The sequence below is a fragment of the Sphingopyxis sp. Soil_C_28 genome, from assembly GCF_057657055.1.
Genome location: NZ_JBDGJE010000001.1, coordinates 909,608 through 923,889 on the forward strand (window position 1 = coordinate 909,608; position 14,282 = coordinate 923,889).

Here is a 14,282-nt window from a genome sequence, read left to right on the forward strand (position 1 = left end):
CAAGCCACAAGTGCGCACCGGTGGCCAGCAGATGAAAAGATCTGAAATTTCCTGCGAATCTTCAAGGCGCCGATTCTCGCGGATTCGGCCGCTGTTGACTGGCGCGACGTCCTTCCTGTGTCTGGCATGGGCTGGCGCCGCGCAGGCACAACAACAGGTCGAGCCACCCAAGGTGGTTCCGACGCTTGCGCCCGCCACGGGCGGATCCATCGCCGCGCCATCGCCGCCGCCGCCTGACGTCCAATTGCCCGAGGTCGAGCCCATCATAAGCGACGAGGAGTTCGAGAAAGCGATCCCGGCGATCAGCGCCGATGATGACGCCGAACTCGACCGCCCGCTTGAATCGATCGCCGATTTCGAAAGGCGTCAGGCCGCGGAAGCCGCTAAGCCCGCTGCAACGACCGCGGACGGGTCGGCGATTCCCGCAGCGGAGACCATAGTTGAGACGCAGCCGCCTTCGGTTGATGGTATCCCGGTTCCGGCGCTGGCCGATGGCGATGCCGTCGAGGCGATCGGCGACGCGCCGATCAGCGATGTCGAACTTGCCGCGCCGCTGCCGCCGCTCGAAAGCTTCGACGTCGAACCAGTACAATTCGCCGAGGCCGAGGACGACAAGGATAATGTCGAAATCGCTTATACGGTAAAGGTCAACGGCCTCGACGCCGCCGACGACAGCACCGACGTCGACCTCGCCGACCTGTTCGGCGATTTGTCCGCGCTTTACGATGGGGATGGCAAGGCCGACAATGCGGCGATGATCCGCGCGCGCCTTACCGCCGATGGCGAGTTGATGCAGCGCGTCCTCGCGTCCGAGGGCTATTATGACGCGGTGGTCGATACGCGCATCGATCGCGGCGAGCGCACCCCGGGCGAAACGCGCCAGCGGCTGCCGATTACCGCGATCATCGATGTGAAGCCGGGGAAACGCTACACACTGGCCGACATCATCATCAACGCGGATCCCACTGTGCCGCCGACGCTGATCGCTGATAATTTCCCGCTCGCGATAGGCGAACCGATCGTTGCGCAGCGCATTCAGGGCGCCGAGGCTGCGATTGCGCTTAAGCTCCCCCAAGAGGGCTATCCTTTCGCCAAGGTCGGCCAGCGCGACATCCTGCTCGACGGCGCGACCGGCGACGGCGTTTACACGTTGCCGGTCGATATCGGCAAACGCTCGCGGTTCGGCGGGATCGAGACCACCGGCGACCTGGCATTCGACGCCGAGCATGTCGAGGTGCTGACGCGATTCAAGCGCGGCGATCTCTATGACAGCCGTATGGTCGACGATCTGCGGCAGGCGCTTGTTGCCACCGGGCTTTTCTCGACCGTCGCGGCCGAGCCGCAAGCGACGGGCGAAAGCGCCGGCGACGGCACCGAATATGTGACTATGCTTGTCACCCAACAGGCCGGCCCGCCGCGGACGCTGGCGGCGAGCGCCGGCTATGGAACGGGCCAGGGCATCCGGATCGAGGGCAGCTGGACGCACCGCAATCTGCTGCCGCCCGAAGGCGCGTTGACCTTCCGCGGGGTCCTGGGAACGCAGGAACAGGGAATCGGCGCGACGCTTCGCCGCTCGAACGCCGGGCGCCGCGACCGGACTTTCGAGCTGACGACGGAAGTCACGCGCAGCGACTATGACGCGTTCAATGCGATGACCGGCCGGGTGGCGGCACGCGTAAGCTATGATTCGACGCCGATCTGGCAAAAGAAGTTCACTTATGCCTATGGTGTCGAACTGATCGCGACGCGCGAGGATGATTATGATTTCACAAAGGCTGCGCGGTCTTATGATTTCTATACCATCCTCGGCCTGACCGGACAGGTCGGCATGGATCGCACCGACAGCCTGCTCGATCCGACCAAGGGTTTTCGCATCACCACGCTGATCCAGCCCGAAGGTTCGCTGGCCGGAAGCTTCTCGCCCTATGGGCGCCTGCGGACCGACATCAGCGGCTATTATCCGGTGACCGACAGCATCGTCGTCGCGGGCCGCGTCCGCGTCGGATCGATCCTTGGCGCGGCGCGCGAACGACTGGCGCCGTCGCGGCGCTTCTATGCCGGCGGCGGTGGTTCGGTGCGCGGCTTCGGTTATCAGGAACTTGGGCCGAAGGATCCGAACAACGACCCGATCGGCGGCCGCAGCGTTGCCGAGGCGGCCTTCGAAACGCGCTATCGCTTCGGGAATTTCGGCGTCGTCGGTTTTGTCGACGCCGGGCAGGTTTATCGTTCGTCGGCGCCGACCTTCCAGAATTTGCGCTTCGGTGCGGGTATCGGCGCGCGTTATTATACGAACTTCGGTCCGATGCGCTTCGACATCGCGACCCCGATCGGACGCAAGCCCGGCGAGGCGCGCGTCAGCGTCTATGTTTCGATCGGTCAGGCGTTCTGATGGCCGACGATGCCGCCTTTGCTACGGAAGAAACCGCTTCGGTAAAAAAGCGATCATGGCCGCTGACCATCTTGCGCTGGATCGGCCTGTCCTTGCTCGGGCTTGTACTGTTGTTCGCGCTGTTCGTCATCGGGCTCAACAGCGATGCGGGGCGGCGGTTCGTCGTGACCCAGATCGAGAAATATGAATTCGAAAACGGGATGAAGATCGGCATCGGCCGGCTCGATGGTTCGCTCTACGGCCGGATGGTCATCCGCGATTTCACGCTGTCCGATCCAAAGGGCGTGTTCCTCGCATCGCCCGAGGTCAAGGTCGATTGGAGGCCGATCCGCTATCTTGCGAACCATGTCGACGTTCGATCCGCGACTGCGGCGACGATGACGATGCGGAAACTGCCCGAGTTCAAGGTGCTCCCCGACACCGGCGAGCCTTTGTTGCCGGATCTCGACATCGACGTCGGTGCGCTGCGTATCGACCGCTTCATCTTTGAGGCGCCCGTCGCGGGGGAACGGCAGGAAGCGCGCATCGCGGGCAAGATCGCGATTGCCGACCGCCGCGCGCAAGTCACTGCCAATGCCGAGACGATCGGTGCCAATGCCAAAGGCGATACGCTGAAGCTGTTGCTCGATGCCGTGCCCGAGGCAAATCGTCTTGCCGTAACGCTCGACGTCAATGCGCCGCAAGGCGGGGTGATTGCAGCGATGGGCGGGTTCAAGGAACCGCTGACCGCGAAGCTCGACGGGCGCGGCGACTGGAAGGCGTGGAACGGCAATCTGACTGCGAACCTCGGTGCATCGCCGCTGGCGAACGTCGCGCTCACCGGACGCGACGGCACCTTCACCGCCAAGGGAACGGCGCGGGCTTCGCGGCTGCTGGCCGGGCCGATGACCGAGATGCTGGGCACCGAAACGGCGATCGATCTGACGGCGCGGCTGCAGGATCGCAAGGCCGTGATCGACGGGCGATTGTCGTCGGATGCAGCGCGGCTTGGCATCAGCGGCGGCGTCGATCTGGGTGCCAGCCGCTATGAAGGGCTACAACTCGCGGTCAATATATTGCGGCCGGGCGCAATCGCCCCGGCGGTTCGTGCCGATGGCCTCCGCGCGACGGCAAAGCTCGATGGCGCTTTCGCGTTGCCGACGGTTGAATATCAGGCCAACGCCAACAGCCTCGCGTTCAATGACATCATCGTCGAGGGGCTCAGTCTTGCGGGCAAGGCGCGGGTCGATGCCGACCAGATCATCATCCCCGTCGCGGGCCGCGCGGCGCGCATTCGCGGGCTCGATACGGTTGCGGGCGGCACGCTTGTTTCGGTCCGGCTCGACGGCGATCTGGCGTATAGCAACGGCCGTATCCTCAGCGACAATCTGCGGCTGCGTTCGCCGCGCATCGACGCGAAGGCGATCGTCATCGCCGATCTCAACAAGGGTTTCTATACCGGTGCGATCGACGGGCGGATCAACGATTATCGCGTTGAGAGCGTCGGTATTTTCGATGTCGATACCGATGCCGATCTGAAGACCGCACCGCGCGGCGGCTTCGAGATCGTCGGCCGCGTTCGCGCACGATCGACCAAGCTCTTCAATTCGGGCGTGCGCGATTTCCTTGGCGGCAATGCGACGGCGTCGAGCGATGTGCGCTACGGCACCGACGGTATCATCCGCTTCTCGGGCCTTCGTCTGTCGGCGCCGCGCTTGCGGGTCACCGGCGGGCTGGGGAGCTATGCGCCGAACGGCGAGATTCGCCTTACCGCTCGCGCCAATTCGAGCGACTATGGTCCCGTCGGCGTCCAGCTTGCGGGGACGATCAGTGACCCGCGCGCGGTGGTGACCGCCGAACGGCCCGGCCTCGGCATCGGCCTTGCCAATCTGGTGGCGAAGATCAACGGTGCGCCGAACGGTTATCGCCTCGCCGCGACCGGCGACACCGATTATGGCCCGCTCTCGGCCGATGTCATACTGCTCACCGCAACAGGTCCGCTGACGATCGATGTCGAACGCGGCGACCTGTCGGGCATCGGTTTCAACGGCCGGCTGGTGAAGAGCGATGCGGGGCCCTTCGTCGGTCAGCTCAATGCGTCGGGACAGGGCCTCGGCGGTCTCGTCCGGCTGAGTGCTGCCGGTCCATATCAGGCGGCGGCGATCAATGTTCGTGCGAACAATGTCGTGCTCCCCGGACCAGCGCAGCTTGCGGTCGGATCGGCTATTGTCGACGCCGATGTCACCCTTTATGACACGCCGCATGTCGTCGCCGACATCCAGATCGCGGATACGCAAATCCGCGATTATGACATCGCCGTCGGGCGCATGAAGATCGACCATCGCGACGGCGCCGGAAAGGCGCAGGCGCTTGTCGAGGGCACCAGCGGGGTGCCTTTCCGTATCGCCGCGAACGCCGATCTCCAGCCCAAACTCTGGCGCGCATCGGTGCAGGGCCGCGCAACGGGGATCAATTTCCGCACCACCACACCTGCGCGGATCATTCCGGGCGCCGATGGCTATGAATTGCTGCCGACGACGGTCAACCTCGGACGCGGCAGCAGCGCGAGGGTCGCGGGGCGGTTCGGCGATGGGATCATGATCCAGAGCCGGCTGGAGCGCGTCAACATGGCGATCCTCAACGCCGTCTACCCCGATATGGGCCTCGGCGGCCGCGCAACGGGCAGCCTCGATTTCGAGCAGGCCAATTCGGACAGCTTCCCGCGTGCCGATGCGCGGCTGACGATCAGCGGCTTCACGCGCACCACCGCGGCGTCAGTGAGCCAGCCGGTCGACGTCAATTTTGCGGGCAAGCTGCTCGCCGATGGCGGCGAAGCGCGGGCGGTGATGCGCAAGCGCGGCAGCGTCATCGGCCGCATGCAGGCATCGCTCCGGCCACTTGGCGCGGGCGCGGGAACCTGGACCGAACGGTTGATGGCGGCGCCGCTGGGCGGCGGCATCCGCTATAATGGACCTGCCGACACGCTCTATTCGTTCTTCGGCCCCGCGAACCAGCATGTGTCCGGCCCGATCGCGGTTGCCGCCGATTTCAGCTGCAGCGTCGCCGACCCGTGCCTGCAGGGCGTCGTGCGCGGCAAGGACATGGTCTATGAAAACCAGACCTATGGTACGCGCCTGACCAACATGGCCGTCAGTGGCCGTTTCACCGGCAACCGGCTGGAGATCGAGCAGCTCACCGCGAAGGCCGGCGACGGCACCGTCCAGGCCAAGGGCTTTATCAGCCTTGCCTCGGCCGACGGCTATCCGATGAATATCTCTGCCACGCTCGACAATGCGCGCCTCGCCAAGAGCGAGAATATCGCGGCGCGCGCGACGGGCAATCTGACGCTGGAGAAGGTCGCGGGGCAGACCGCCTTGCTGTCGGGTAGCCTGCGCCTGCCCGAAACCCGCTATCGCATCATCCGCGAAGGCGCGGCGCAGGTTCCGGTGTTGACCGGCGTGCGTCGCAAGCTGCCCGCGGGCCGCCAGCGCATCAGCGGCGACGGGCTCGCCGCGGTCGGGGGCAGCCTGTTCGACCTCATCCGCCTTGATATTGCCTTGAAGGCGCCGGACGAAATCTACGTCACGGGCATGGGGCTTGAATCCGAATGGAAGGCCGACATCGTCCTGCGCGGGACGACCGAGGCTCCGCGGGTAACGGGCGAAATCGAACTGGTCCGCGGAACGCTCGGCTTTGCCGGCCGCTCGTTCGAGCTGCAGGAGGGCAGGGTGACCTTCCCGACTGGCGACGCGTTCGACCCTGCGATCCGCCTCCTCGCCAGCGATACGATCGAAACTGTGACGGTCAGCGTCAGCGTGACCGGGCGTGCGAGCAATCCGCAGATCGCCTTTTCGAGCGTTCCCGGCCTGCCGCAGGACGAAATTGTCTCGCGCATCCTGTTCGGCGATTCGATCACGACCTTGTCGCCATTGCAGGCGGTGCAGCTCGCGTCGTCGCTCAATACGCTGAGCGGTAGCGGCGGCGGATTGAGCCCGCTCGGGGCATTGCAATCGGCCACAGGCATCGATCGCCTGCGGGTTCTTGGTCCCGACGATACCGTCGGGCGCGGCGCGGCGCTCGCTGCCGGGCAATATATCACCAAGGACATCTACATCGAGGTGATCACCGATGCGCGCGGCTATACCGCGACGCAGCTCGAGATCAGCCTGACCCCGGCGCTGTCGCTGCTGAGCCAGGCCGGCGGATCGGGGCAATCGAACCTCAGTATCCGTTACCGCAAGGATTATTGATGCGCGCTGCTGTCCTGGTCGTCCCGCTGCTGTTGCTCGTCGCCTGCAAGGACGAGCCTCGTTTCGATGATCGCTATGCCAAGGCGACCAAGGAGATAGAGGCACGCGCCAAGGCCATGGATGCCGACATCGCTGAATCCGAAGCGGCTGCGGCGGCGGGGACCGTGTCGGAGCAGAAAACCGAGCCGGGCGGGAAAATTCCGCGCATGGCCCCCGAACCCTTGCCAGACACCGTCAAGCCGTCTAACCCGCCCGCGTCATCTGGGGAGTAGCCAGCCGTCGTTTGCGACGGGCCATCGTGTCAACATACTCGGCCGAGAGGTCGTGGTGCGGTGGAAGCGGGAAACCGCTTGGGCGAGACCAATGGCATCGACCTTCGTCCGGGCCGGGCGGTGGGGTTGATGTCTATTGGAATCGCAAGCCGCTCGGCCCCGGAGTATCCCATGGAAGCCCTGTTCACCTCGACCGCCGTCGTCGCGCTCGCCGAAATCGGCGACAAGACGCAGTTGCTCGCGATATTGCTCGCGACGCGGTTCAACCGCCCGGTGCCGATCATCCTCGGCATATTATTCGCGACCCTCGCCAACCACGCGCTTGCGGCGCTGCTTGGCGCGTCCGCCGCCGCGTTTCTCGACAGCCCGATCTTCCGCTATGCGATCGGTTTGTCGTTCATTGCGATGGCGGCCTGGACGCTGATCCCCGACAAGCTCGACGACGACGCGCCGAAACCGCGCTTCGGGGCGTTTCTGACCACGCTTGTCGCCTTCTTCCTCGTCGAAATGGGCGACAAGACGCAGGTCGCGACGATCGCCCTCGGCGCGCAATATCACAACGTCCCGTTGGTCACCGCGGGCACGACATTGGGCATGATGATCGCCAACGTCCCGGCGATTTTCCTGGGCCACGAACTGCTCAAGCGCGTCGACCTGGCAAAAGTCCGCATGGTTGCGGCGGGGTTGTTCCTGATCATCGGACTGTGGGTGCTCGTGCAGACCGCCGGCTGGTTCGGCTAGTCGGCGTTTCGCGTCGCGAGCATCCGTTCGAAGCGCCAGCTCGACGCGCACATCGCGTCGAGGTCGCGGTCCGCCGTCCAGCCCAGTTCGCGCGCGGCGCGATCGGGGCTGGCGAAGCAGCTCGCGACGTCGCCGTCGCGACGCGGAGCGATACGATAGGGGATGTTTACACCGTTCACGCGCTGGAACGCCTCCACCATGTCGAGCACCGAATAACCCGTCCCGGTGCCAAGGTTCCAGGTCGAGAGCGGCTGGTCGGTCTTTGTAATCGCATCGAGCGCGGCGACATGTCCGTCGGCAAGGTCGACGACGTGGATGTAATCGCGTACGCCGGTGCCGTCGGGCGTGTCGTAATCGCCGCCGAACACCGACAGTTCGTGCAGCCGCCCGGCGGCGACCCGGCTGATGAACGGCATCAGGTTATTGGGAGTACCATTCGGATTCTCGCCGATCAGCCCGCTGTCATGCGCGCCGACCGGATTGAAATAGCGCAAGATCGCGATGCGCCATGCGGGATCGGCGGCAGCGACGTCGGCGAGCATTTCTTCGATCATCAGCTTGGTGCGGCCATAAGGATTGGTCGCCGAGGTCGGATGGTTCTCGTCGAGCGGCAGATATTGCGGCTGACCGTAAACCGTCGCGCTCGACGAAAAGACCAGCGTCTTGGCGCCGCTATCGCGCATCGCTTCGAGCAGCGATAATGTGCCGCGCACATTATTGTCATAATATTTGATCGGCTCTGCAACCGATTCCCCGACGGCCTTCAGCCCGGCGAAATGGATCACGGCCTCGATGCCATGGTCGGCCATAACCTTGCGCAACGCATCGCCGTCGCGGATATCGCCTTCGACCAGCGGGATGGCCGTCCCGGTAATGGCTTCGAGGCGATCCATCACGGCGGCATCGCTGTTCGACAGATTGTCGAAACAGATCACCCGGTGCCCGGCCGAAACCAGCGGCGCCGCGACATGGCTGCCGATGTAACCCGCTCCGCCCGTCAGCAGAATATTCATGCCTTGCCAGTCTCCGTTCGCGCACAACGCCGTTTCACATGGCCCTATTCTATAGAAGACATCCTGCCAAATCATTGTCCTGCCGACAGCAGAGGCGTTGGTGCAACTTTTGCGGAGATATCAGTGAAGTGAGCAGGAGTGCCGATCATCCGCGCTCTCAAGGGGAATCCTTTGTGCCTGTTTCCGCCATTCGCGCCCGACGCGCACCCTGCCAGAATGCGCGTGAAATGAGCATCGACGAACCTTCGCTCGCGCGCTGGATGGCCGCATCGCAGCGGGGGAGGCAAGCCTATCGCGTGCTGCTCTGCGATTGCCGCATCACGCTCTGGCATGCATCGGCGGTGCCGCTCCCGGCGATCACCGGCAGGCTGATCTTGCCGCGCTTCCGGCGCTGGTAAGCGCAGAGACTCAGGACAGGTCGGTCGCGCCTCGCAACGACAGCCGATAACCGACTGCCAGTTCGTTGACGATTAGGCGGGGCCTCGACGGATCGACCTCGAGCTTCTGGCGCAATCCGCGCACCGCGATGCGCAGATATTCGACGCGTTCTTCGTGCGCTGGCCCCCATATGGCGCGCAACAATTGCACGTGGCTGAGGACGCGATCGGGCCGCCGTGCGAGCTCGGTAAGCAGCGCATATTCCTTCGGCGTTAAATGGACCTCGCCACCACCGCGCGTCACGCGGCGGCGGTCGAAGTCGATCCTTACGTCGCCAATTTCCAACACCGAGGCGCCTTCGTCGGCGGCCTCCGCGCGCTTATGCCGGAGCGCGGCGCGAATGCGCGCGAGCAGTTCTTCGGTGTCGAACGGCTTGGTCAGATAATCGTCGGCGCCGAGGTCGAGCGCGGCGACCTTCTCTGTGCTGTCATCGCGCGCCGAGACGACAATCAGCGTGGCCGCCGAACGCTGGCGAAAGGGTCCGATGAGTTCCAGCCCGTCGCGATCGGGAAGGCCGAGGTCGAGCAGAACGACATCGGGCTTTTCGATATCGAGCAGCGACAACGCTTGCCGCGCGTCGGCCGCCTCTGCCACGTCATGCCCTGCGCGCTGCATCGTTGCGCGCAGCAGGCGCCGGATATGGGCGTCATCCTCGACGATCAGGATTTTCGCTGGACCCGGCATGACGCTGTCTTAGCTTTGCGGCTTCGCGCGGTCGAGCGCGCGATTGAGCAGCAGCACATTGACGCGCGGTTCACCGAAAAAGCCGAGCGCGGGCTTTTCGACCGCCGCCGCTACCAGCGCCTCGACCCGCGATGCTGGCAGACCGCGCGCCTTTGCAACGCGCGTCACTTGCGAAAAAGCCGCCTCGGGACTGATATGGGGGTCGAGCCCCGAGGCGGAGGTCGTCACCAGGTCAGGCGGGACAATGGGGCCCGGTGTCGTCTCGGAAATATGGGCAACGTCGGCACGGACGCGGTCGGCGAGGGCCTGGCTGGCCGGGCCGAGGTTCGATCCGGCAGAGGCGGCTGCGTCATAACCATCGGCACCCGCGGCCGAGGGACGGCCATGAAAATAGCCCGCGCTGGCAAACTTCTGGCCGATGAGTTCGGAACCGACGACTTTGCCCTTGTCGCGGATCAGGCTGCCATTCGCCTGAGCGGGGAAGAGCGTCTGCCCGATGCCTGTGAGCGCGAGCGGGTAAGCGATGCCAAGCAGGGCAGCGAAGAGCAGGGTCAGCACCAGTGCAGGGCGAATGGCGGTTTTGAGGTCGGAAAGCATGGCTTTGTCCTTAAGCGAGGTGAAGGCCGGCGACGGCGAGATCGATCAGCTTGATGCCCACGAATGGCGCGATCAGGCCGCCGAGGCCGAAAACTGAAAGGTTGCGCGCCAGCAGCGGGCCGGCGGGCATGGGGCGGTAGCGAACACCCTTGAGTGCGAGCGGAACGAGGCAGGGGATGATCAGCGCGTTGAAGATGATCGCCGACAGCACCGCGCTCTCGGGGGACGACAACCCCATTACGTTCAGGATGCCGAGCTGGGGATAGAGGACCACGAAGATCGCCGGGATGATCGCGAAATATTTGGCGACATCGTTGGCGACCGAGAAGGTCGTGAGCGCCCCGCGTGTCATCAACAGCTGTTTGCCAAGCCCGACAATCTCGATCAGTTTCGTCGGGTCGCTGTCGAGGTCGACCATGTTGCCTGCCTCGCGCGCCGCCTGCGTCCCCGTGTTCATGGCGACGCCGACGTCGGCCTGCGCGAGCGCTGGCGCGTCGTTGGTGCCGTCGCCGCACATCGCAACGAGGCGGCCTTCGGCCTGTTCGCGGCGGATGAGGTCGAGCTTGTCTTCGGGGGTCGCCTGGGCAAGGAAATCGTCGACGCCCGCCTCGGCGGCGATCGCCGCGGCGGTGAGTGGATTGTCGCCGGTGATCATCACGGTGCGGATGCCCATCTTGCGCAGTTCGCCGAACCGTTCGCGCACCCCGGCCTTGACGACGTCCTTGAGGTGGATCGCGCCAAGCAGACGGCCGTCCTTCACCACCGCGAGCGGCGTGCCGCCCGAACGCGCGATTTCTTCGGTAATCTTGCGCAGTTCCTGCACCGCGGGGCCTTCGACCTGCGGATGAGCGCGCAGCACAGAATCGACCGCGCCTTTCTGGATCGTCACTCCGGCCACGGTCACGCCCGACAGGCGGGTCTGGGCGGTAAAGGGGATGACATCCGATCCGGCAGGAAGTGTTTCGACGCGGATCGCGTAACGTTCGCGCGCAAGCACGACGATCGAGCGACCTTCGGGAGTCTCGTCGGCGAGGCTGGAGAGCAGCGCCGCCTCGGCGAGGGTGTCGGTATAGATGCCGGCCAGCGGACGGAATTCGCTTGCCTGGCGGTCGCCGATCGTGATCGTGCCGGTCTTGTCGAGCAGCAGCACATCGACGTCGCCCGCGGCCTCGACCGCGCGGCCCGATTTGGCGAGCACGTTGAAGCGCACGAGCCGGTCCATGCCCGCGATACCGATCGCCGAGAGCAACGCCGCGATCGTCGTCGGGATCAGCGTGATGAGCAGCGCGGCGAGCAGCGCCACCGGCACCGTGCCACCCGCATAAGAGGCAAAGCCCGGGATCGTCGACACTGCGATCAGGAAAATGATCGTCAGGCCGACCAGCAGAATGGTGAGGGCGATCTCGTTCGGCGTCTTGCGGCGCTCCGCACCTTCGACCAGCGCGATCATGCGATCAAGAAAACCCTGGCCCGGCTCGGCCGTGATTCGCACCTTGATGCGATCTGAAATGACGCGCGTGCCCGCGGTCACCGCCGACCGGTCGCCGCCTGCCTCGCGGATCACGGGCGCACTTTCGCCGGTGATTGCAGCCTCGTTGACCGACGCGACCCCCTCGATCACTTCGCCGTCCGCCGGGATCAGATCGCCAGTTTCGACAAGCACCATCTCGCCCCTTTCCAGCTGGCTTGCCGGGACGATTTCAAAGGTGTCGCCGACCCCGAGCATCAGCTTGGCGCGGAGTTCCGCCTTGGTCGCGCGGAGCGATGCGGCCTGCGCACGCCCACGCCCTTCGGCGAGTGCTTCGGCGAAGGTGCCGAAGAACACGGTGAGCCAGAGCCAGATCACCAGCTGGATCTCGAAGCCAAGCGACAGGCCGGGCTCGCCAATGACGAGCAGGACAGAGAGCAACGTCGCGACGACCGCGGTGACGAACATCACCGGGTTGCGGATCAGCTGGCGCGGGTCGAGCTTGCGTACGGCGTCGCGCATCGCGGGGATCACCAGCGCGGCGCTGAACATGGAGGATGGAGCATTCATGGACATATCCCTCAAAGGAGCTGGCCGCGGATCATCGCAAGATGATCGGCGATCGGGCCAAGCGCGAGGCTGGGGAGGAAGGTGAGGCCGCCAAGGATCAGGATGACGCCGACGAGCAGGCCGACCCACAGACCCCCGGTGGTGGGGAAGGAGCCGCTGCTCGCCGGCACATGGCGCTTGGCGGCGAGGCTTCCGGCGATTGCGAGCGCAGGAATGATCACGAAGAAGCGCCCGAGCCACATCGCGATGCCCAGCATTGCATTATAAAAGGGCGTGCCCGCGGTCAGTCCGGCGAAGGCAGAACCATTGTTCCCCGCGCTCGACGTGAACGCGTAGAGGATTTCCGAAAAGCCGTGCGGTCCCTTGTTGAGCGGACCCGCTAGACCTGCCGGCATGACGCTGGCGATGGCGGTGAAGCCAAGGATCACAAGCGGCAGAATGGCGATCGCGAGCACGGCGAGCTTGACCTCGCGCGCTTCGATTTTCTTGCCGACATATTCGGGGGTGCGTCCGACCATCAGCCCCGCGACGAAGACCGCGAGGATCGCGAAAAGCAGGAAGCCATAGATGCCCGCGCCGACACCGCCGACGACGACTTCGCCCAGCTGCATGTTGAAGAGCGGGATCATGCCGCCGAGTGCCGTGAAGCTGTCGTGCATCGCGTTGACCGCGCCGCAGGACGCTGCGGTGGTAACGACGGCAAACAGTGCGGAGGCGGCGATGCCGAATCGCACTTCCTTGCCTTCCATATTGCCGCCCGCAACACCAAGCTGGTGCAACACGGGATTGCCCGCCGCTTCCTGCCAATAGGTGACACTGGCGCCCGCTATGAACAGCACGCCCATCGCGGCGAGGATCGCCCAGCCCTGGCGCGTGTCACCAACGGCCTTGCCGAAGCACCAGGTCAGCCCGACGCCGATGGAAAAGATCGACAGCATCTGGACGAGGTTGGTGAGCGCGGTTGGATTTTCGAAGGGATGCGCGCTGTTGGCGTTGAAGAAGCCGCCACCATTGGTGCCGAGCATCTTGATCGCTTCCTGGCTCGCGACCGGGCCCAATGCGATCGTCTGTTTGACCCCTTCGAGCGTCGTCGCGTCGATCGACCCGGCAAACGTCTGTGGCACGCCGCTCGCGATCAGAAAGATCGCATAGACGATGCAGATGGGGAGCAGGAGGTAAAGGGTAATACGCGTCGTATCGGCCCAGAAATTGCCAATCGTCTTCATCTCGCGCCTGGCAAAGCCGCGGAACAGGGCGAAGGCGACGGCTATACCGGTGGCGGCCGAGAGGAAGTTGTGGATCGTCAGCCCCAGCATCTGGCTAAGGTTCGATAGTGTCGTTTCGCCGCCATACCATTGCCAGTTGGTGTTGGTCGTAAAGCTGACCGCGGTGTTGAAGGCGCCATCCGCGCCGACCGCGCCAAATCCTTGCGGATTTGCCGGGAGGACGCCCTGCAATCGCAGGACTGCATAGGTGAACATCATCAGCGCAAGGTTGAAGAGCAGCAGGTGAAGCGCGTAACGCCGCCAGCTCTGTTCTTCCGTCGGGTCGATCCCGGCGAGGCGGTAGAAGCCGCGCTCGACGGGCCCGAAGACGCGATGCAGCGGCGTGGCACGTCCTTCATAAAGCGTGAAGAGCCATAGACCCGTCGGCTTGGCGAGTGCGGCGACGAGAGTGACGAAGAGCAGGATCAAAGCCCAGCCGGAAGCGGTCATGTCAGGATCCGATCAGAAACGCTCGGGGCGCAGCAGCGCGACGAGCAGATAGACGAGGAGAGCGGCAGCGGTGACGCCCGCGAGGATCAGCGAAGTCGACATCGGTCAGGCTCCGTCGCAAAGGCGGGCGTAACCGAGCGTCGCCGCGAACAGCAGGGCGGTGAGG

The 14,282-nt window shown here is 64.6% G+C and carries 11 protein-coding genes and 1 riboswitch; of the genes, 5 read left to right on the forward strand and 6 right to left on the reverse strand.

Annotated elements, in window-relative coordinates; translation table 11 throughout:
• Positions 1-94: 94 nt before the first annotated feature.
• The 4 genes from AC3A43_RS04215 (at position 95) to AC3A43_RS04230 (ending at position 7,631) form a co-directional block, all read left to right on the forward strand.
• A complete protein-coding gene (locus tag AC3A43_RS04215; RefSeq protein WP_487791277.1) occupies positions 95-2,389 on the forward strand; it encodes an autotransporter assembly complex protein TamA in 2,295 nt (764 codons plus the stop codon).
• The gene (locus tag AC3A43_RS04220; RefSeq protein WP_487791278.1) at positions 2,389-6,618 is read left to right on the forward strand and encodes a translocation/assembly module TamB domain-containing protein; all 4,230 of its coding nucleotides are present in this window, start codon (positions 2,389-2,391) and stop codon (positions 6,616-6,618) included. Before AC3A43_RS04215 ends, AC3A43_RS04220 begins: the two co-directional genes overlap by 1 nt.
• Positions 6,618-6,890: a hypothetical protein gene (locus AC3A43_RS04225; RefSeq protein WP_487791279.1), complete on the forward strand. Its 273-nt coding sequence runs from the start codon at positions 6,618-6,620 to the stop codon at positions 6,888-6,890. The genes AC3A43_RS04220 and AC3A43_RS04225 overlap by 1 nt, the downstream gene beginning before the upstream one ends.
• Positions 6,866-7,044, forward strand: a riboswitch (yybP-ykoY riboswitch). It overlaps the preceding gene by 25 nt.
• A gap of 17 nt (positions 7,045-7,061) precedes the next feature.
• Entirely contained in the window at positions 7,062-7,631 is a 570-nt protein-coding gene (locus AC3A43_RS04230) for a TMEM165/GDT1 family protein (protein ID WP_487791280.1), read from the forward strand.
• Here AC3A43_RS04230 and galE read toward each other — a convergent pair.
• Positions 7,628-8,644 (reverse strand): UDP-glucose 4-epimerase GalE, encoded by a 1,017-nt coding sequence (gene galE, locus AC3A43_RS04235; RefSeq protein WP_487791281.1) that lies wholly within the window; start codon positions 8,642-8,644, stop codon positions 7,628-7,630. The genes AC3A43_RS04230 and galE overlap by 4 nt on opposite strands.
• 227 nt (positions 8,645-8,871) lie before the next feature.
• Here galE and AC3A43_RS04240 point away from each other — a divergent pair, with 227 nt between their 5' ends.
• Positions 8,872-9,042, forward strand: a complete 171-nt coding sequence (locus AC3A43_RS04240; RefSeq protein ID WP_487791282.1) for a hypothetical protein — start codon at positions 8,872-8,874, stop codon at positions 9,040-9,042.
• Between the two features lie 10 nt (positions 9,043-9,052).
• On the opposite strand, the gene AC3A43_RS04245 is transcribed toward AC3A43_RS04240, so the two are convergent.
• The 5 genes from AC3A43_RS04245 to kdpF are packed head-to-tail and all read right to left on the reverse strand — an operon-like array spanning position 9,053 to position 14,218.
• Positions 9,053-9,766 (reverse strand): response regulator, encoded by a 714-nt coding sequence (locus AC3A43_RS04245; RefSeq protein ID WP_487791283.1) that lies wholly within the window; start codon positions 9,764-9,766, stop codon positions 9,053-9,055.
• 9 nt (positions 9,767-9,775) lie between these two features.
• Positions 9,776-10,363, reverse strand: a complete 588-nt coding sequence (gene kdpC / locus AC3A43_RS04250; protein WP_487791284.1) for a potassium-transporting ATPase subunit KdpC — start codon at positions 10,361-10,363, stop codon at positions 9,776-9,778.
• A gap of 10 nt (positions 10,364-10,373) precedes the next feature.
• The gene (gene kdpB / locus AC3A43_RS04255) at positions 10,374-12,401 is read right to left on the reverse strand and encodes a potassium-transporting ATPase subunit KdpB (protein WP_487791285.1); all 2,028 of its coding nucleotides are present in this window, start codon (positions 12,399-12,401) and stop codon (positions 10,374-10,376) included.
• An 11-nt stretch (positions 12,402-12,412) separates the two neighbouring features.
• Positions 12,413-14,116, reverse strand: coding sequence for a potassium-transporting ATPase subunit KdpA (kdpA, locus tag AC3A43_RS04260; protein WP_487791286.1), 1,704 nt, complete (start codon positions 14,114-14,116; stop codon positions 12,413-12,415).
• Between the two features lie 12 nt (positions 14,117-14,128).
• Positions 14,129-14,218: a K(+)-transporting ATPase subunit F gene (kdpF, locus tag AC3A43_RS04265; protein ID WP_487791287.1), complete on the reverse strand. Its 90-nt coding sequence runs from the start codon at positions 14,216-14,218 to the stop codon at positions 14,129-14,131.
• Between the last annotated feature and the right edge of the window lie 64 nt (positions 14,219-14,282).

Excerpts from the sequence above, each read along its gene's own strand:
- AC3A43_RS04220 (WP_487791278.1), top strand. The coding sequence starts at position 2,389 with ATGGCCGACGATGCCGCCTTTGCTACGGAAGAAACCGCTTCGGTAAAA.
- AC3A43_RS04225 (WP_487791279.1), top strand. The coding sequence starts at position 6,618 with ATGCGCGCTGCTGTCCTGGTCGTCCCGCTGCTGTTGCTCGTCGCCTGC.
- AC3A43_RS04230 (WP_487791280.1), top strand. The coding sequence starts at position 7,062 with ATGGAAGCCCTGTTCACCTCGACCGCCGTCGTCGCGCTCGCCGAAATC.
- galE (WP_487791281.1), bottom strand. The coding sequence starts at position 8,644 with ATGAATATTCTGCTGACGGGCGGAGCGGGTTACATCGGCAGCCATGTC.
- AC3A43_RS04240 (WP_487791282.1), top strand. The coding sequence starts at position 8,872 with ATGAGCATCGACGAACCTTCGCTCGCGCGCTGGATGGCCGCATCGCAG.
- AC3A43_RS04245 (WP_487791283.1), bottom strand. The coding sequence starts at position 9,766 with ATGCCGGGTCCAGCGAAAATCCTGATCGTCGAGGATGACGCCCATATC.
- kdpC (WP_487791284.1), bottom strand. The coding sequence starts at position 10,363 with ATGCTTTCCGACCTCAAAACCGCCATTCGCCCTGCACTGGTGCTGACC.
- kdpB (WP_487791285.1), bottom strand. The coding sequence starts at position 12,401 with ATGAATGCTCCATCCTCCATGTTCAGCGCCGCGCTGGTGATCCCCGCG.
- kdpA (WP_487791286.1), bottom strand. The coding sequence starts at position 14,116 with ATGACCGCTTCCGGCTGGGCTTTGATCCTGCTCTTCGTCACTCTCGTC.
- kdpF (WP_487791287.1), bottom strand. The coding sequence starts at position 14,218 with ATGTCGACTTCGCTGATCCTCGCGGGCGTCACCGCTGCCGCTCTCCTC.